The 18,985-nt window shown below is 57.5% G+C and carries 17 protein-coding genes; 5 read left to right on the forward strand and 12 right to left on the reverse strand.

Translation table 11 applies throughout. From position 1 onward, the window contains the following. The first annotated feature begins 45 nt into the window (after nt 1–45). Both purF and AAC060_RS10545 read left to right on the forward strand, forming a co-directional pair. Nucleotides 46–1,569 carry an amidophosphoribosyltransferase gene (gene purF, locus AAC060_RS10540; protein WP_339825872.1) on the forward strand — a complete coding sequence of 508 codons (1,524 nt, stop codon included), beginning with the start codon at nt 46–48 and terminating at the stop codon, nt 1,567–1,569. 2 nt (nt 1,570–1,571) lie between these two features. Continuing rightward, entirely contained in the window at nt 1,572–2,273 is a 702-nt protein-coding gene (locus AAC060_RS10545) for an SDR family NAD(P)-dependent oxidoreductase (protein WP_339825876.1), read from the forward strand. On the opposite strand, the gene AAC060_RS10550 is transcribed toward AAC060_RS10545, so the two are convergent. From AAC060_RS10550 to AAC060_RS10580, 7 genes are all read right to left on the reverse strand, one after another. Beyond that, on the reverse strand, nt 2,266–3,471 hold the full coding sequence (locus tag AAC060_RS10550) for a serine hydrolase domain-containing protein (protein WP_339825879.1): 1,206 nt from the start codon (nt 3,469–3,471) through the stop codon (nt 2,266–2,268). The genes AAC060_RS10545 and AAC060_RS10550 overlap by 8 nt on opposite strands. Nucleotides 3,472–3,490: 19 nt before the next feature. Next, the gene (locus AAC060_RS10555) at nt 3,491–4,735 is read right to left on the reverse strand and encodes a cyclopropane-fatty-acyl-phospholipid synthase family protein (protein WP_339825882.1); all 1,245 of its coding nucleotides are present in this window, start codon (nt 4,733–4,735) and stop codon (nt 3,491–3,493) included. A 55-nt stretch (nt 4,736–4,790) separates the two neighbouring features. Beyond that, nucleotides 4,791–5,576: an SDR family oxidoreductase gene (locus tag AAC060_RS10560; protein WP_339825884.1), complete on the reverse strand. Its 786-nt coding sequence runs from the start codon at nt 5,574–5,576 to the stop codon at nt 4,791–4,793. Beyond that, complete coding sequence (locus tag AAC060_RS10565) at nt 5,576–6,967, reverse strand: deoxyribodipyrimidine photo-lyase (protein ID WP_339825887.1); 1,392 nt, start codon at nt 6,965–6,967, stop codon at nt 5,576–5,578. Before AAC060_RS10565 ends, AAC060_RS10560 begins: the two co-directional genes overlap by 1 nt. A 14-nt stretch (nt 6,968–6,981) precedes the next feature. Next, entirely contained in the window at nt 6,982–7,974 is a 993-nt protein-coding gene (locus tag AAC060_RS10570; RefSeq protein WP_339825889.1) for a metal-dependent hydrolase, read from the reverse strand. 142 nt (nt 7,975–8,116) lie between these two features. Next, nucleotides 8,117–9,148 (reverse strand): 2-oxoacid:ferredoxin oxidoreductase subunit beta, encoded by a 1,032-nt coding sequence (locus tag AAC060_RS10575; RefSeq protein WP_339825892.1) that lies wholly within the window; start codon nt 9,146–9,148, stop codon nt 8,117–8,119. Further along, the gene (locus AAC060_RS10580) at nt 9,145–11,034 is read right to left on the reverse strand and encodes a 2-oxoacid:acceptor oxidoreductase subunit alpha (protein WP_339825894.1); all 1,890 of its coding nucleotides are present in this window, start codon (nt 11,032–11,034) and stop codon (nt 9,145–9,147) included. The genes AAC060_RS10575 and AAC060_RS10580 overlap by 4 nt, the downstream gene beginning before the upstream one ends. 182 nt (nt 11,035–11,216) lie before the next feature. Here AAC060_RS10580 and AAC060_RS10585 point away from each other — a divergent pair, with 182 nt between their 5' ends. The 3 genes from AAC060_RS10585 to AAC060_RS10595 all read left to right on the forward strand — a co-directional run bounded on the left by AAC060_RS10585 (nt 11,217) and on the right by AAC060_RS10595 (nt 13,844). Further along, nucleotides 11,217–12,167, forward strand: coding sequence for an alpha/beta hydrolase (locus AAC060_RS10585; protein ID WP_339825896.1), 951 nt, complete (start codon nt 11,217–11,219; stop codon nt 12,165–12,167). A 219-nt stretch (nt 12,168–12,386) separates the two neighbouring features. Then, nucleotides 12,387–12,872: an RNA pyrophosphohydrolase gene (locus tag AAC060_RS10590; RefSeq protein WP_339826334.1), complete on the forward strand. Its 486-nt coding sequence runs from the start codon at nt 12,387–12,389 to the stop codon at nt 12,870–12,872. Between the two features lie 21 nt (nt 12,873–12,893). Continuing rightward, nucleotides 12,894–13,844 (forward strand): DUF481 domain-containing protein, encoded by a 951-nt coding sequence (locus AAC060_RS10595; RefSeq protein ID WP_339825898.1) that lies wholly within the window; start codon nt 12,894–12,896, stop codon nt 13,842–13,844. Between the two features lie 21 nt (nt 13,845–13,865). On the opposite strand, the gene AAC060_RS10600 is transcribed toward AAC060_RS10595, so the two are convergent. The 5 genes from AAC060_RS10600 to AAC060_RS10620 all read right to left on the reverse strand — a co-directional run bounded on the left by AAC060_RS10600 (nt 13,866) and on the right by AAC060_RS10620 (nt 18,893). Next, nucleotides 13,866–14,396, reverse strand: a complete 531-nt coding sequence (locus AAC060_RS10600; protein ID WP_339825901.1) for a tetratricopeptide repeat protein — start codon at nt 14,394–14,396, stop codon at nt 13,866–13,868. Between the two features lie 69 nt (nt 14,397–14,465). Further along, nucleotides 14,466–15,644, reverse strand: coding sequence for an RsmB/NOP family class I SAM-dependent RNA methyltransferase (locus AAC060_RS10605; RefSeq protein ID WP_339825904.1), 1,179 nt, complete (start codon nt 15,642–15,644; stop codon nt 14,466–14,468). Then, complete coding sequence (locus AAC060_RS10610) at nt 15,641–15,859, reverse strand: hypothetical protein (RefSeq protein WP_339825906.1); 219 nt, start codon at nt 15,857–15,859, stop codon at nt 15,641–15,643. The genes AAC060_RS10605 and AAC060_RS10610 overlap by 4 nt, the downstream gene beginning before the upstream one ends. 9 nt (nt 15,860–15,868) lie before the next feature. Next, a complete protein-coding gene (gene guaB / locus AAC060_RS10615) occupies nt 15,869–17,347 on the reverse strand; it encodes an IMP dehydrogenase (RefSeq protein WP_339825909.1) in 1,479 nt (492 codons plus the stop codon). 49 nt (nt 17,348–17,396) lie between these two features. Then, nucleotides 17,397–18,893, reverse strand: coding sequence for a M28 family peptidase (locus tag AAC060_RS10620; RefSeq protein ID WP_339825912.1), 1,497 nt, complete (start codon nt 18,891–18,893; stop codon nt 17,397–17,399). Nucleotides 18,894–18,985 lie beyond the last annotated feature (92 nt).

An 18,985-nucleotide genomic window follows, 5' to 3' on the forward strand; every position in this document is an offset into this window, starting at 1 on the left:
TATGGCAGGCATCCCGCGCCCGTCCAATAACATGCCAGGTGAGATATGCTGACAACCCACCCGTTTGATGACGATAAGCTACGGGAAGAGTGTGGCGTGTTCGGGATCGCCGGCATCGACGACGCAGCCGCCATGGTTGCGCTCGGCCTCCACGCTCTCCAGCATCGCGGACAGGAAGCCGCCGGCATCACCTGCCGCAACGGCAAGGAATTCTACAGCCACCGTGCGCTTGGTCCGGTAGCAGGCAATTTCGACAGCGAAGAGATTATCAACCGTCTGCGCGGCGATTCCGCCTGTGGCCACGTCCGCTATTCGACCACCGGTGCAGGCACCTTGCGCAATGTCCAGCCGCTCGAAGCAGACCTTGCTTCCGGCGGTTTTGCCATCGCCCATAATGGCAATATTTCCAATGCCTTGGCATTGCGGGACGAGCTGGTTCGCCATGGCTCTATTTTCCAGTCGACCAGCGATACCGAAGTCATCATCCATCTCGTCGCGACATCCAAATATCGCACGTTGCTCGACAAGTTCATCGATGCCCTGAGACAGGTCGAAGGTGCCTATTCGCTGATCTGCATGACCGCCGAAGGCATGATTGCCTGCCGCGATCCGCTCGGCATCCGTCCGCTCGTCATGGGCCGGATCGGCGAAGCCTATGTCTTCGCGTCCGAAACCGTCGCGCTCGATCTGGTCGGCGCAGAATATGTCCGCAGCGTCGAACCCGGCGAACTGATCGTGGTCACCAACGGTGAACTGCGCTCGCATCGTCCCTTTCCCAAGAATCAGGCCAGACCCTGCATTTTCGAACATGTCTATTTCTCGCGGCCCGATTCGATTGTCGATGGCAGCTCGGTCTACAGCGTCCGCAAGGGCATTGGCGCGCAGCTGGCGATCGAAAGCCCGGTGGTCGCGGATTATGTCATTCCGGTTCCGGACAGCGGCACCCCAGCCGCCCTCGGTTTTTCCGAAGAATCGGGCATTCCGTTCGAACTCGGCATCATCCGCTCGCATTATGTTGGCCGCACATTCATCCAGCCGACCGACGGCGTCCGCCATCTCGGCGTCAAGCTCAAGCACAATGCCAACCGTCCGCTGGTCAACGGCAAGAAAATCGTGCTGGTCGACGACTCGATCGTGCGCGGCACCACTAGCCTGAAAATCGTCCAGATGATGCGCGAAGCCGGTGCAGCCGAAGTCCATATGCGGATCGCCAGCCCGCCGACGATGCACAGCTGCTTCTATGGCGTGAACACGCCGAAGCGGGAAAAACTGCTCGCTGCCCGGAAATCGATCGAGGAAATGCGCGAATTCATCCAGGCCGACAGCCTGGCGTTCGTATCGATCGACGGCCTCTACCGCGCCGCTGGTGAAGAAACCCGCCACGACATCCAGCCGCAATATTGCGATGCCTGTTTCACCGGCGCCTATCCGACCGTTCTCACCGACCGCGATGGCGAGGAAGAAACTGACCAGTTGTCGATGCTCAACGAGCGTTCCGACTCATCGGGCACGGCTCGCGACCATGAACCATCCGGCGACCTGCCTCGCCTCAAACAATCAGCGAACTGACTATGAAATTTGAAGGCCAACTGGCGCTCGTTACGGGTGCAAGCCGCGGTATCGGTGCGGCAACCGCCTTGGCACTGGCCAAGGAAGGCGCCCATGTCGTGATCACGGCGCGCAACGCCGAAGGACTCGAGAAGCTCGAGGAACAGATCCATCTCGCTGGCGGCAACGCGACCATCGCGCCGCTCGACCTGACCGATGGCGACAGTATCGGCCGTCTTGCCACCGCGATTTCCGGTCGCTGGGACGGTCTCGACATTCTCGTGCTCAACGCGGCGATGCTCGGATCGCTCGGACCGGTTCCGACGATTGATGGCAAGGAATTCAACAAGATTCTGACGCTCAATCTGATCGCGCAGCAAGCGCTGATCGCCGGATTCGATCCGATGTTGCGGAAGAGCGAAAATGCCCGCCTGCTGGCTATCACCAGCAGTGTCGGGCGCAAGCCCCGGGCATTTTGGGGTGCTTATGGTGCATCAAAGGCCGCGCTTGAGACACTTGTGCTCAGCTATGGTGAAGAAATGCGCAATCTGGGAAAAATTCGCACCGCAATTATCGACCCCGGCAAGACCCGCACCGAAATGCGGGCCAATGCCTATCCGGGCGAAGATCCGGCCAGTGTCAAACTGCCATCGGTCGTCGCCGCACGGCTGGTTGAAATACTCGCCAGCGACTTTGCCACCGGCGAGCATTTCCGGATCAGCTAACCGGCGGTTCTGCACTCACATATTTTTTCACCGCTTCAAAAAACGCGATCCGCTGGTTCTTTTGCTCGTCGGGTGATGCGCTCGGCCAGTTGCCGTTGGTCGCAATGACCAGCTTGTGCGCCGGATCGATGAAGATTCCCTGGCCGAAAATACCCTGTCCGGCAAAACTGCCGTCGTCAAAGGTCCACCATTGATAACCATAGCCGCGACCCGGGGCGCCAATGTCCGCCTGTTTTGTACCGGCCTTGTCAAACCAGCCATCCGGGACAACAGAGGTCTCTCCGATCTTGCCGCCATTCATCGCGAACTGCCCGAACAGCGCATAGTCACGCACCGTCGCCGAGATGCAGCAGCCGCCGATTTCCTTGCCGCCCTCGTTGAGCAACCATTCGGCATCCTGCCCCATTCCATAGGGTTGCCAGACCTTTTCGGACAAATATTCAGACAAGGTCTTGCCCGTTGCCTTGGCCACCAGGACACCGATCAAATTGGTCTCTCCGGTATTATATTGCCAACGTGTCCCCGGCGTCGCTTCGTTCTTCAGCGTCTTCATATAGACGATGATAGGATCCATCCCGTCGACCGGCTTGGTATTGTTGAACAAGGCCACATCCGATTCCGGATCGGCATAATCCTCGTTCCACTTCACACCCGACGTCATGGTCAACAGCTGCAACACCGTCACCCCGTCATAGCCGCTGCCCTTCAACTCGGGGATATAGGTGGTCAAAGGATCGTCGAGCGATTTGATATGTCCGTCCTTGATAGCCGCGCCGACCAGAGTCGAGACCAGCGACTTCGCGACCGAAAAGGAGGTCCATCGGTCATCCTTGTCGAAATCGCGGCGATATTCTTCCTTGCGGATTTTGCCGTCCTGCAAAATGACCATCCCGGCCAGTCTCTGCTGTTCCATATATTCGTCTATCGACAGAGGCTTGCCCGCAACCTCGAAACTGTCCGGCAGAGCCGTGCCCGTTTCCAAGACCTTAGGATTCTCGCCTGCCTCGATGGTGTTGGACGGCACCAATGTGTCCATCATCCGGAACGCCTTGTCCCGCTGCGCATCGGTCCAGAACAGGATATTCTTGTCGGTCGGCAGGCCAACAGCATCCGCCGCCACTTTTTGCACCTGCTCGCACGCCGTCAGGCTCAGGCAGGTTGCGCTCAGCAGCGCCAGTGTCCCCAATAATTTCATCATTCACTCCCCCGTTTTTTCATTATTTTATCAACGTTACCTGAGCGACATCGATGCCGCCACCACGAAACCCGCCCTCGCAATATGCGAGATAATAGCGCCACAGCCGGACGAAATGCTCGTCAAAACCGGTCGGCAAGTCCCCGCGATCGACCGCCTCGTCAAAGCGCTCGCCCCAGATTTTGAGCGTCTCCGCATAGTCGAGGCCGAAGTTTTTCTGATCGGTCCATTGCAGGCCCCGGGCTTCGGCCAGCGCGCGAAAGCGACTCTCCGACAGCAACATGCCACCGGGAAAAATATAAGTCTGGATGAAGTCGGCACTGGCTGCATATTGTTCGAAAATATCGTCCGCGATACAGATATATTGCAGGGCCGCCCGGCCGCCGGGCTTCAGATTGCGAGCGATACAGTCGAGGAAATCGGGCCAATATTGCTGGCCGACCGCTTCAACCATCTCGACGCTGGCGATGGCATCAAACTGCCCTTCGACATCGCGATAGTCCTGGATCAGAAATTGCGCCTCCGGATGATGATCCCGCGCCCATGCCGTCTGTTCATCGGATAGCGAAATGCCGGTCACTTCCAGACCATGGTCGCGCGCCAGACTGCCCGACAGCGAGCCCCAGCCGCAGCCGATTTCCAGCACGCTGTTACCGGTCTTGGTCGCCAATCGCTGCGCTATTGCATCAATTTTATTGCGCTGTGCATGCTCCAGACTATCTGCCGGATCGGCAAAAATGGCGCTGGAATAGCTCATGCTTTCGTCCAGCCAGAGCTGGTAGAAATCATTGCCGAGATCATAATGATATTGAATATTCTGCCGCGCGCGCCTTTTGTCATTGTCGCGCTTCTGGTGCCGCCGCTTGACGACCCAGTTGAAGAAACCCGATGCACGTCCTGTGCTTTTCAGCCCCTTTCGATTGCGGGTGAACAGGTCGAACACCGACACCAGATCGGGACTGTCCCATTCGCCAAGTTCCCAGGCCCGGTACCAGCCGACCGACCCGCCGTTGATTAGCCGCAGCAGTGCGTTCCAGCTGTGCAGGTTTATTTCCGCCATCGGTCCTTCACCACGGCCGCCCAATATCCTGGTGGTCCCGTCGGGCAGTTTTCCCTCGAACGTGCCATGGTCCATGCCGGCATCGATCCGGTCGAGAATATGATGAAAGCCGGGCGCGAACAGGCGCGCGAAAAATCCTCCGCCGGTGGCGAAGCGTTTGCGCGCATCGAGCAGATGTTGCCCGCGTTTGGGAGTTTCGACGTTCATGGGCGCAAATATGGACCAGCGCTAAGCGCTTGGCAACGTAGAACTATCCCTTAGTTCAGCTTCCCGGTGCGGCTGCGGACCCGGCGAGAATGCCGCCGTCGATATTCAGTTCCGATCCAGTGATATAACCCGCTTCGTCGGATGCCAGCAGAACAGCGATAGCCGCCACTTCACTACCCTTGCCGAAGCGCCGTAACGGCGTGTCGCGGACCAGGGCGGCTTCCGACTCCGCCCGCGCGGCGCCTTCGCCCAGCATCGGTTCCCACATTGGCGTCATGATCGCGGCCGGGTGGATCGAATTGCAACGAATTTGCCAGCCCTGTTGCGCACAATAGAGCGCGACCGATTTGCTGTGATTACGAATGGCCGCCTTGGAGGAGGCATAGGCGGCAGCGCCGGGAATACCGACCAGCCCCGATCGCGACGAGATATTGATGATCGAGCCATTGCCCTTGGCCTTCATTGCCCGGATCGCATAGCGGCAACCGAGAAAGGTCCCGTCGAGATTGACACGGTGCACCGCGCGCCAGTCTTCGAGCGATGCATTCTCCGGGTCGTGCGGACCGATACCATTTTCGAAACCGGTCACACCGGCATTGTTTACGACAACATCTGCAACCGGATATAGAGAGGCAAGCCGTGCCCACTCGGCCTCCTCCTGCACGTTCAGAACCAGTGTCTCGCAATCCAGTTCCTCACCGGTCGCCCCCAATGTCTCTTCATCGCAATCGGTTAGCAGCACCGTCGCGCCTTCATCGACGAAAGCCTTGGCGATCGCCTTGCCGATGCCGCGCGCGGCGCCGGTCACTACACAGAATTTTCCACTCATCCGATCAGTCATTATTTCACCTCCTGATAAGCCGAGAGCGCCCTTTCACGCCCTGCCCGATGGCCGATGATCTTAGCCGGATAATTTGCCGGTTTGCATCCGGATTCTTCCGGATCATGAATATAGGGATTGTCAATTTCGGTCAATTCCGGAACCCATCGCCGGATATAGTCTCCGGCATCGAACTTTTCCGACTGGCTGAGCGGCGCCATGATCCGGACGAACATGTTGCTGTCGACACCGGTGCCCGACACCCATTGCCAGTTGACGCTGTTGGACGCGTAATCTGCATCGACCAAAGTGTCCCAGAACCATTTCTCGCCCTCGCGCCAGTCGATCAGCAGATGTTTGATCAGAAAACTGGCCGCGATCATCCGCACCCGATTGTGCATCCAGCCGGTCACCCACAATTCCCGCATCCCGGCATCGACAATCGGATAGCCGGTTTTGCCCTCGCACCAGGCGTTGAAGTCAGTTTTCACCGCATCATCGTCCATATCGCGCCACGGCAAGGCGCGCATTTTCTCGCGATAGCTCTCGCCGCCATATTGCGGATATTGATCGATCACATTTTGCGCATAGTCGCGCCAGACCAGCTCCTTGAGATAGGTTTCCACCGCGCTCCCCTGCCCCGCCAACCGGTTCCAGACGGTCGCCGGGCTGATCTCGCCAAAATGCAGATGCGGTGACAGGCGGGACACCAGTTCCTCCGACGGCAGGTTACGGCCTTCGTCATAGCCCGCCGCCTTGTCGGCAAAATCCTCGAGATTATCTGCCGCGCCCGCTGCGCCGGGTTGCCAGTGGTCGCCGAAGGCTGCCGCCCAGTCCGGCTTGGTCGGCAATAGCCCCCAGTCGCCCAGAGCATCGCTATCCGGCCAGCTGTCCGGTGTATCGAGACTATCGGGTGCCGGAACGGGCTCCCCCGGCGGCATATGCTGGCGCAGCGCCTTCCAGAAAGGCGTGTAGATTTTATAGGGTGTGCCGGCCCCTGTGGTAACCGTCCCGGGCGGCAGCAGATAATTGCCGTCATGCAGGATCAAGCGCGCCTCATCGCCGAGTGACTTTTCCAACATTCGTTCGGCATTGCGCCACCATGGCTCATAATGATGCAGGGCATGAATTTCATCCGCGCCGGTCGATTTGACAATTTCGGCCAAATGCTCTGCAGCGGCTCCTCGGCGCAGGATCAGACGCGATCCCAAAGCCTGAAAACATGCTTCCAAATCTTCCAATGACCGGTGCAGCCACCAGCGCGAAGCCCCGCCCATGATGCGGTGTCTGGGCGTTTCGTCGTCGAGAATATAGACCGGAATGACCGGACCGTTTGAAGCCGCCGCGATGACGGCAGCTTGATCGGCCAGACGCAGGTCGCGGCGGAACCAGATGATGGATGGTTTTGTCATATCCTTCCCATGTCTCAGGGAAGCGCTTGTTCCAACCTGTCCTTGTGGACATTGGCCCGGACGGTGAACCGGTCGCCGACCAGCGGGTCCATGAAGCGCTGGTCTCTGATGGTCACACGGGCACCGACCGCCTTGATGACCGGCATCCTTGACCAGAATAGAAATGCGGCCGCATCGGTGCTGGACCTTGCCATTTCCCGTGCGAGAGACGCGCTGTTTCCGGGAATTCCACGCTTCTCGCCCAATACCAGCCCATCAAAAAGACTATAGGATCCAGACCCGTAAGCGGATTCATTGCGCCATAATATTTCCCGCTTCCAGAACTGGAGCGGAAGCGGATTGGCTACAACCATTTCCGGCGCGCCCGATATTGGACCGGAGGCTTGTGTTTCAGCAACATCACTATCGAGCAGCGATTTGGTCTCTGCCTCCGCCTTGCCGGTGATCAGGCCATTGGCAAAGATGTAGGCGCAGACTGTAGCAAAGCTGATCCATGCCGGACGCTGCCAAGCGCCGCCGCCCTTTTTCTCCCGTCGTCGCGAAAGCCAGACACCGGCAATCAACGCAACCCAGATCCAGATATCGATGATGAAGATGCTGTCACCGTAAAACCATTGCGACGAGAACGGCTCCAGCAGGCGGATGCCATAGCTGTTGAGCCAGTCCAGCGCCGGATGGCTGAGACAACCGATATAGGCGAGAGCCAGCAACCAGCCCTTATGGATCGGTAACCGGTCCACGGGCCGCTTCCCGCGCTTCGTCTGCCAGCGGTCAAACCATATCATGATCCCGGTCAGCAACAAGGGCAGCACCAGCATTGCGATCGGCCCGTGGGTAATCCCGCGCCGGATAGCCAAATGCTGTACCCCGTCGAGCAAGGTCGCCACCGCATCGATATCGGGAATATTGGCGGCGATGATCAGCGTCGCCATGCCGAGGCCGGTTTTTGTCTTGAGGCCCATCTGGCCGAGAACGGCACCGGCTAGGCTGTGGGTCAGGTTATCCAAATTTTTTGCTCACACGAAGACACGAAGGCACGAAGGAAGTTCCGATCTAACCATCATAATATTGATTGGCTAGTCGCTTCACACCATCTGTGAAAGTGGCTGCGTCTCAGTGCCTTCGTGTCTTCGTGCGAGTCAAAAATCTTTACAGTTCCGGCCCACCCTCGGTCACGGTCCAGGTCTGACCCTTGCTCAACAAAGCCTGCAAATCCGGTGTTTTGCCAGCCGCAGCAGCTTCATTCTGAGCGACAACAGCCGCTTCGAACGTCGGCCGCGGATCGTCATAAAGCACGCCCAATGCCATCGGGAATTCACCGAACTGCATTTCGATCAGCATATGCGCCACCGAACGGTTGGTGACATCATGAACGATCACATCGGCTGCCTGCCAGTCGCCATCGACGACATCGACGACTTCCAGCTGCAACGTCTTGCGATTCAGCGTGATACCCTTGGTGCCCTTTGAAAACAGCATCGGCTCGCCGTTCATCAGATGCAGCTGCGTGTCGGCCGCGGTTTTCTTCGCCGCAAATTCCTCGAACACATCCTTGTTATAGACGATGCAATTCTGGAAAATCTCGATGAAGGACGTGCCTTTGTGGGCATGGGCCGCCTTGAGAACGTCGGGCAGGCCCTTGTGGATATCGATACCGCGCGCAACGAAGCGTGCACCGGCACCCAGCGCAAAGGCACAGGGCGATGCGGGCCGGTCGACCGAACCATAAGGCGTCGAGGGGCTTTGCGTGCCCTGACGGCTGGTCGGCGAATATTGACCCTTGGTCAGTCCGTAAATTTCATTGTTGAACAGCATCACCTGGCAATCGAGATTGCGGCGCAGCAAGTGCATCGTGTGGTTGCCGCCGATCGACAGCGCGTCGCCGTCGCCGGTGATGATCCAGACGTCCAGTTCCGGATTGGCCAGCTTCACGCCGGTTGCAACCGCGGGCGCGCGACCGTGGATCGTATGGAAACCATAGGTCTCCATATAATAAGGAAAGCGCGAGGAGCAGCCGATACCGCTGACAAAAACCGTCTTGGACGGATCAGCACCCAGATCGGGCATGGTGCGCTGCACGGCCTTCAGGATCGCGTAATCGCCGCAACCGGGGCACCAGCGTACTTCCTGATCGGTTTCCCAGTCTTTCAGCGTGGTCGTGATTTTGGTCATCTCGTTCATGACAGATTCTCCTCAATCGCCGTCTCGATCTCGGCGATGGTAAACGGCTGGCCGGAAACCTTGGTCACCGGTTTCGCATCAACCAGAAATTGGTCGCGCAACAAGGTTTTTAGCTGTCCCATATTCATTTCCGGTACGATCACACGGTCGTAGCTTTTCAGCAAGTCACCGAGATTTTTCGGCATCGGCCAGATATTCCTGATGTGGATATGGGCGACATCCTTGCCCGCTTCAACAGCCCGGCGGACCGCCTGATGGATCGGCCCGAAGGTCGAACCCCAGCCGACAACCGCCAGCTTGCCGCCAGCCTTGCCCAGCGCAACATCCTGATCCGGGATACTGTCCGCTACGCCCAGCACCTTGTCGCGGCGGATTTCAGTCATCTTCTGATGATTGGCCGCGCCATAATCAATATGCCCGGTATCAATGCCCTTTTCGATGCCGCCGATACGGTGCATCAAGCCCGGCGTACCTGGCTTGATCCATGGCCGCGCCAGCTTCTCGTCGCGCGAATAAGGTTTCAATCCGCCTTCCGGCATCGTTTCCAGGAAGGTCGTCGGGAATGGCTCGAGACCACTAACATCCGGTATTTTCCACGGCTCTGCCGCATTGGCAATATAGCCGTCGGTGAGCAGCATGACCGGGGTCATATATTGTACCGCAATCCGCACCGCCTCGATTGCGCATTCAAAGGCATCGCTGGGCGAGCGCGCTGCAATGACCGGCATCGGCGCATCGCCGTTGCGGCCATAGACAGCCTGATAGAGATCCGATTGCTCGGTCTTGGTCGGCAGTCCGGTCGAAGGTCCGCCGCGCTGCGAATTGACAATGACCAAAGGAAGTTCGGTCATGATCGCCAGTCCCATCGCCTCGCCTTTCAGCGCAATGCCGGGACCGGAGGATGACGTAATACCGAGTTTACCGGCATAGCTCGCGCCGATCGCCGCCGCGATGGCTGCAATTTCGTCTTCTGCCTGGAATGTGGTCACGCCGAATTCTTTCAGCCGCGACAGGTGATGCAGGATCGCCGAAGCTGGCGTGATCGGATAACCGCCAAAGAACATCGGCAAGCCAGCCAGTTGCGCGCCAGCGACCAGACCGAGCGACAGCGCCTCTGCGCCCGTCACCGTGCGATATTTACCCGGTGCCGAGGGAGCGGCGCCGACCGTGCGCGAAGTCAAATGGCCACTGCCAAGACCGTCACCAGACAGCTCCGCCGTTTCGCCATAAGCATGGCCCGCGTTGAGCGCCGCAATATTGGCTTCCGCAACATCCGGCAATTTCGCAAATTTGCCTTTCAGCCATTCGACAATCGGTTGCCGGTCGCGCTCGAACATCCACAGTGCGAGACCCAGCGTCCACATATTCTTGCAGCGCAGGGCTTCCTTGTTACCCAGCCCGAACGGCTTCACCGCTTCGAGCGTCAGCGCGGAAATATCCAGCTTGAGCAATTGCCATTTCGCCAGGGATCCGTCTTCCAGCGGATTATTCTCATATTTCGCCTTGTCGAGGTTCCGTTTTCCGAACTCGCCGGCATCAGCGATGATCAGACCGCCCGCCCGCAAGGCATCGACATTGGTCTTCAGCGCCGCCGGGTTCATCGCGATCAACACATCGGGCTGATCACCAGCGGTTTCAATCGCGCGACTGCCGAAGTTGATCTGGAACGCGGAAACACCGAACAATGTGCCTTGTGGCGCCCGGATTTCAGCAGGAAAATCGGGGAAAGTCGCAAGGTCGCTCCCCGCCAGCGCCGTCGACAGGGTGAACTGCCCTCCGGTCAACTGCATCCCGTCGCCGCTATCGCCGGCGAAACGGACAACAACATTTTCAGCGTTGTCTTGAGAGGGACTATTCGATTCTTCCTGCTTCAATGCGGTGGCCATAATGGATTTTCCGTGCCTTTTATTTATATTACATAAGCCGCTCTAGAGCAGCTATGCACGCTGCTTCAAACCACAAAAACTAATAGGGATAAAGCATTTGTTTGGGACGCGCGTCCCGATTAGCGCTTGCCTAGTGATCATAGCCTGATCTAATCGATCAGTTAAACGCTAGGAGATGATCGATGACTGACGCTTATGTACGCCCCGATGTGCAGATGATTTTGACAATGATGGCCCAGTCGGACCAGCCGCTCATGTCAGAGGTCGAACCCGCCACAGCCCGTGAAATGTACAATATGATGGGCACTATGCTGGAGGCAGACGCGGTCGATCTGGCGCGGATAGAAGATATCGCCTGCCCCGGCCCGGCGGGTGATATAGCGCTCCGTCTATATGATAGCCAGGCCGAAAGAAGCGCGGAGACACCCGTCATCATGTTTTACCATGGCGGCGGCTTTGTCATCGGCGACCTGGAATCCCACCATAGTTTCTGCACCTATATCGCGCGCGAAACAGGCATCCCGGTCATAGCGGTTGATTATCGCATGGCTCCGGAAGCCCCCTTCCCCGCCGCACCGCAGGACAGTCTCGCCGCGACTCGCTGGGTTGCCGACAATCAGCAACAGCTCAAACTCAAGATCAGCGGATTGATCCCCTGCGGCGATAGCGCCGGCGGTAATCTTGCGTTAGTGGTCGGACAAATATTCGCAACCGAACCAGCGTCGGTTCCTGTCGTCGCCCAATTCCCCATCTACCCAGCGACCCGCATGGATGCAGAGGGTGGATCGATGGACGAATTCGCCGAAGGCTTTCTGCTCACCAAGGCGAGCATGGAATATTTCGACAGCCATTATGCGCCGAAGGACGATGACATTCACGTATCACCCTATCTCGGAGACCTTGCCAAATCGCCGCCAACGGTGCTGATCACCGCCGGTCTGGATCCGTTGCGCGATCAGGGACGCGATTATGCTGCCGATTTGATCCGCCACGGCGTGAACACGCATTTCATCGAAATGGCCGGCAATGTTCATGGCTTCATCAATCTCCGCAAGGCCGTGCCGTCAGCGCAGCAGGATGTCGACACAATGATTGCAGCCTGGAATACATTGCTCGCATCGCTGGAATCATAGAGCGGAACGCTTGCCGGAATTTGTCAGAATATCGGTAGCTTTTCCCTATTATTTGCAGCGGATGCAAATGGTTGAAGCCTGCATCAAGTGTAGCTTGGTTAGGCAGCGATAAATGCGCTATAAACGCCGCCAAACTTCTTGTCCTGTCGCGCTACAGGGATTCGTCTGACTTCTTCAGGGAAACCCGCGCAGCAGGACATTTTTGAAAGGCTTAGTAAAATCGATTATAGCAATCTCCCATACCGCCCTTGCGCCGGTATCATGCTCGCCAACCGGGAGGGCCAGGTATTCGTCGGCCAGCGACTGGACGCGGCCGACAGCCAATATCCCGACGCATGGCAAATGCCGCAAGGCGGGATCGACCAAGGCGAAAAAGCCGAAGCTGCAGCCTTGCGCGAACTGCGTGAGGAAACCGGTGTCGTCACTGACCTTGTCCAGATCATTGGCCGGAGCACCGAAGAATATCTTTACGACCTTCCGGACGAGTTGCTCGGCAAGATCTGGAAAGGCAAATATCGCGGCCAGCGGCAAAGCTGGTTCCTGATGCGCTTCACCGGCGAGGACGATCATATCGATATCCAGACCGATCAGCCCGAATTCAAAAACTGGAAATGGACCGATCCGCAAGGCTTGCCAGATTTGATTGTTCCCTTCAAAAGGGACCTGTATCGTGCGGTGTTGAAAGAATTTCTACCGCTGATTTAGTTCGAGTAAGCGAGATTTTCTATGTCCAGAACAGCCTCCGCAGTCGCAATCATCATTGCGGCCAGCATTTCCACGCCTGCCAATGCCGTACTACCGGCACCGGTTAAAGCAATGATCGACGCGGCCATTGCATCCGGCAACAAACAGGATGTTCAGGCTGTCGCAAAACTGGCGAAAGCCACTAATCCGGATGATCACGCCGAAATCGATGCCATCATGTCGAGCTTTAATAAGCAACTTGCAGCAAAAGCCGAAGCCGAGCTGCGCGAGAAACAAGAGGCCGGTTTCTTTGAACATTGGAAAGGCCAGGGGGAACTTGGAGGTTTTCGTTCAACCGGGAATACCAGCAATCTGGGTCTTTCCGGCGGCATCAAACTGGCCAAGGACGCCATAAAATGGCGTTTGAATTTTCTGGCGCGCGCCGACTATCAACGCAGTGCCGGCGTAACGACCCGCGATCAGTTGAGCGCAACCATCGAGCCCAATTACAAGTTCGACGAAAGCCTTTACGCTTATGGCCTCGCGCAATTTGAGCGGGACCGCTTTCAGGGATATTCTGCCCGCTACACCGTTTCAGGCGGACTGGGCTATGAGCTGGTCAAAACCAAAGACTTGCGGCTCGCTATCAAGGCAGGCCCTGCAATCCGGATAACCGACTTTGCTGACGGAGAGAGCAAAAGCAGCCTGGCCGCATTGGTTGGGCTGGACCTGGACTGGAAGATTTCCGACCATCTGAAATTTTCCCATGATGCCGGTGGTACTTATGCCAGCGATGCAAAAGGCTTCACTTCGGCCGTTGCCGTCATCGATAGTGACAACACAACATTCAATGCCACCTCAGCGCTTGACGCAAAGCTTCTCGGTTCACTTTCAGCACGCTTTTCCTATACGATAGAACATGAAACCAACCCTGCAGCTGGCAGTATCAAAACCGATACTCTCAGTCGCGCAACATTGGTCTATGACTTCTAAACGTCTGGAAAACGACGCCCGTTAGGGTGTTTCGGTATCCGGTTCTTCATCACCAACTTTTGGCTTTGGCGTAACCGCTTCGGCCGATAGGACCGGTTTCTTGTCTGCCAGTTTGATAGCAGACGCCAGCTGGTCATTCTGTGAGCAGCTCGACCGGCACAAGGTTTCAATCCGCGACAGGTTCACGCGGGCCTTTTCCAGCGCGCCCCGCTGGATGAGAGCCTCACCCTGCCCCGCCAGTGCATCAAGATTGTTCGGATCCAATATGAGAGCCTCGCGATACAGGCGGATCGCCTTGCCAGGCAGCTGCTGAACGCGGGCAATTTGTGCCAAAGCGATGAAGGCCGAACCATTGCGCGGATCGACGACCAGCGATGTTTCATAAAGGTCCGCTGCAAGATCGAGCTCGCCACGTTTCTGCGCGGCTTCACCCAATTGCATATATTCGACCGAGCGCTGCTTGATTTCTATATCGGCAGCCTGGCCGAAACTGGCGCTGGAAACAGTAACAAAAACAAGAGACAAGGCAATAACAGCCGGTGAAAAACGCATAATCAGCTCCAATAAACTCTCGCGACCATAGCCAGATTCACCTGCATGCTGGCTTAACATGATTTGCTTTCACAATTTTTCGAGGCACGTAAAATAAAAGCCATCCGTTCCGTCATGATGCGGTGAGAGAAGTGTGCCTTTACGATATGGGCGGCCAACCGGCAAATCAATCGATATTTCCTGCCATTGCGGATGGTTCTCGAGAAACTTGTCCGTCTGGTCACCGCCTTCTGCATCAAGAAGCGAGCAAACGGCGTAAACAAGCCTGCCGCCGGGCTTCACCATCTCGCTACCCAACTCCATCAGCCGCTGCTGCAATTCTGTCGTGTGATCGAGCCGCTTTGGCGACATCCGCCAGCGCAATTCGGGATTGCGCCGCCAGGTTCCAGTCCCGCTGCATGGCGCATCGATCAACACCAGATCGCAACTGGCTTTCAGATGGCCAAGCGATTCTATTTCATTGCCCGGTGCGAGCAAAATTGTCTCGATATTGCGGGCACTGGCTCTGCGCTTGCGGGGCTCTATCCGGCTCAACCGGCCGCGATCCGTGTCCGCTGCGATAATCTTGCTCTCCGGAGGCAGCATGGCCGCCAATGCGAGGGTTTTGCCGCCGGCTCCTGCACATAGATCGAGAACCAGAGCCGGCTTGGCAGCAGCGCCTGCCATCGCGATGGCCTGACTGCCGAGATCCTGAATCTCGATGGCGCCTTCGCGAAAGAGCGCCTTGTCTTCCAGCTGGCTTCCCGCCGGAAGCTCATAACCATGCGGCAAGGCCAAAGCGACTGCTTCCGGCCAGGCCGATTTGACTTCCATATCCGTTGAGCGATGCCCGTTGACCCGGACGTGCAGCGGCGCACGATCGAACAAGGGAGTTCGTTCGGTTTCGTCGATCAAACTGGCGAACCTGTCCGCCAGCCAGTCTGGAATCTGCGCACCGCTAGCGACCGGTTCACCTTCTGCAATCGCCGCAGGGCCATAATTTGAACCGCTAAAAAGCTCACGCAACTCGGGCTGTTCCGCCACCAGACCAAGCAAGGCCTGCCTGCCGCTTTCCGGCCGGTCTCCCCAGCGCCGGATGGCGGAATAGACCAGTTCGCGAATAGCGCGACGATCACCCGATCCGGCATAGCGGCGCTCTTTGAAGAATTTCTTCGCGATATTATCGGCAGACGCCCCATTGTCGCGCGCCGCGGCGATGATCCAGTCGAGCATCTCTATCGCGGCTTGCAGCCTTGCCGAAGGGGTCACTTGTCCATGCGATCGTCGGCGTCGAAACAATAATATACTATCCGTGCATCCGATCCATATTCCCTCTCGACCATCGTCTTGCGCTCGGAAGCGGATTCCTCACAACTTTCGAACGTCGAATAAACGTCATTCGTCCAAAGCGGTCTGGCATCCGTCTGCCCCGCAGGCCAGACAAACATCAGCAGCAATATTTTCGCCTCGATTATGAGATCCATGCAAAGCTCCTAACGCGTGGGATAATTTGGCGCTTCTCTGGTGATCGCTACGTCATGGACGTGGCTTTCCTGCAATCCGGCGTTGGTAATCCGGATGAACTCGGCCCGATCGCGAAGATCTTCGAGCGTCGCCGAACCGGTATAGCCCATGGCCGCTTTCACACCGCCGACCAGCTGATGAATGACATCGCGCGCAGGGCCCTTGAACGGCACCTGCCCTTCGATACCTTCCGGCACCAGTTTCATCTGGTCCTTGATATCCTGCTGGAAATAGCGGTCCGCCGATCCGCGCGCCATTGCGCCGACCGACCCCATGCCGCGATAGCTTTTGTAAGCACGGCCCTGATAGAGAAATGTCTCGCCCGGCGCTTCTTCGGTTCCGGCGAGCAGCGATCCGATCATCACGGCAGATGCACCGGCGGCCAGCGCCTTGGCAACATCGCCCGATGTCCGCAATCCGCCATCGGCGATGACCGGGATACCGGACTTCTCGGCTTCTTCCGCACATTCCATGATCGCGGTCAGCTGGGGAACGCCCACGCCGGCGACGACTCGAGTGGTACAGATAGAACCGGGTCCGATGCCGACCTTGATACCGTCTGCCCCTGCGTCGATCAGCGCGCGGGTCGCCGCAGCGGTGGCCACATTACCGGCAATGATCTGGGTATTGTTCGATCGTTTCTTGATATCTTCCACGGCCCGAGCAACCATCGCGCTGTGACCATGGGCGGTATCAACCACGATCAGATCACATTCTGCATCGATCAGCGCCTGGGTCCGCTCGAGTCCGCTTTCACCAACGGTCGACGCCGCCGCAACGCGCAAACGTCCGGTTTCGTCCTTGGTGGCATTGGGATAGGTGACCGCTTTCTCGATATCCTTGACCGTGATCAGGCCAACGCAGCGATAGTCATTGTCGACCACCAGCAATTTCTCGATGCGCCGCTGGTGCAACGTACGCCGCGCTTCTTCCTGACTTACCCCGGCCGGAACGGTCGCCAGATTGTCCTTGGTCATCAGCTCGGAAATCAGCTGTTTGGGATTTTCGGCAAAACGGACATCGCGATTGGTCAATATGCCGACCAGTTTGCCCGATTTCTCGACCACGGGAATTCCGGAAATCCGGTTCTGCTCCATGGTCGCCTGCGCTTCTGCAAGGGTTGCATCGGGTGCGATGGTGATCGGATTGACTACCATGCCGGATTCAAAACGCTTTACCTGCCGCACGGCAGCGGTCTGTTGTTCGACGGTGAGGTTGCGATGCAAAACACCAATGCCGCCCATCTGCGCCATGACGATCGCCATGTCCGACTCGGTCACCGTATCCATGGCGGATGAAAGAACCGGGATATTGAGCCCGATCAGCTTGGTCAGGCGGGTTTTTGTATTGGCCTGGCTCGGTACGATCTCGGAAGCGGCTGGCCGCAGCAGAACGTCGTCAAAAGTCAGTCCCAATCGAATTTCTTTATGTTTGCCTGACCTGCTCATTGTCGCCACTTTCCGATGTCTGAATTTGATTCTGTGGCGGCCCATGTAATCAGTTATCGGCTCCGCCGCTAGTGGCTAATCCGGGATATGTTGCGGTGGAGGAGAAATAACGGCCCAGCGCGACGTGAAAATTGGCGTCGGCAGCCGCTCCTGCCAGCATCAATCCCTCATTCACCTCATCGCTAACATCATGATAGGGCCCCTCAATATAGGCCTTGAGCCTGTCCTCGTCGGCGAAAGCGCTGGTAATCATATAGGCCGGAAGGCCGCGCTCCAGAAAAACATAGCCGTCCTGACGCTTGAGATAGGCATCCGATTTGCCGCTACGGTCAATCTCCCGCCCCTCTTGTGCGGCGAGCATCTCGATATCCTTGTCGAGCGCGGACTGGCCCAGACCGACAGCTGCAATTTTCTGCCCGTCGTCCGAAAGCGCGATGGTATCGGCGTTGAAAACCGCAACGAAATTTTCGAGTGCGATTGGCGGGTCGCTGACAAATGCCCGCGCACCAAGCAGGCCCTTCTCCTCGGCGGTGGTCGCCAGAAAATATATGTCCCGGTCATGATCTCCGCCGGACAGGCGCTTGGCCGTTTCGATCAGCAAAGAAATGCCGCTGGCATTATCCACTGCGCCATTGCAGATCCGGTCTTGCTCGGGCGCCAGCGGATCTTCCACCCGGCATATTCCGAAATGGTCCCAATGCCCCACGAACAGCACCGCCCCGTTCGCAGGACTGGTGCCGGGGATTTTTCCGATCACATTGTGCGACACATAGGATCGAACCCGGGTCCTGGCCGTCGCGTCCGCGCTCAGATCAAGGTCAAGCACCGAGATGGAAGCGGTCTCCTCCAGCAGCCTGTCGGCATCAAGTCCGGATTGCTTGATCAACTTCCTGAACTGGTCGAGGCTGATCACCCCTTCGAGCGCCGCATGATTTTCCGGATCAGCCAATGTCGTCGATCCTCGCTGATAGAAGCGCTGAAGTCGCGACCAGCGGTCCTGATCTTCAAGGATCGAAATCACCCCGACCGCGCCGGCCTGGATCAACTGCATTTTTCGAGTTCGAAAATCCGGCAACTCGTCCCTGTCTTCCGGTGGCGTGCTCGGCAGCACGACCAGCTTTCCCGCGACCGACGGGCTATCCTCTGCCGCCTCCGCATAGCCGGCAAAGACAACGGCCATATCGGCTTGCCGGAAGGAGGCCTCCCGGCCGCGCAAGATAAGCTCATCCTGTTGCAATCGCACCGCCCTGCCCGAAGCTGCAGCGGAGAAATCTATCCGGGAGCTCTCCGGCACACGCTCCACCAATGTCACCGGTTTGTACCAGCTGTCTTTTTCCCCTGCGGGCCTCAGCCCTGCCTCCGCCCATTGCGTGGCGATATAGTTGACGGTCTTGTTCTCGCCGACGGTTCCGGGCTGTCGCCCTTCAAACGCGTCACTCGCCAATATCTCGATATGCTTGAGCAGGTCAGCCTCGCCAATCGCCTCCGCGCGTGCCGCGCCGGAGAAAAGCAGACCCGATAAAATGAAAGCGGCAATGAAACGCATTGTAACAGCAACCCTTTTTCCAACCCGAATAATTCGCTTTTTCCTTGGCATTATCCCGCAAATAATCAATGACAATGAGACGGTTCGCAAGG

The sequence above is a fragment of the uncultured Parasphingorhabdus sp. genome (assembly GCF_963975555.1).
Taxonomy (GTDB): domain Bacteria; phylum Pseudomonadota; class Alphaproteobacteria; order Sphingomonadales; family Sphingomonadaceae; genus Parasphingorhabdus.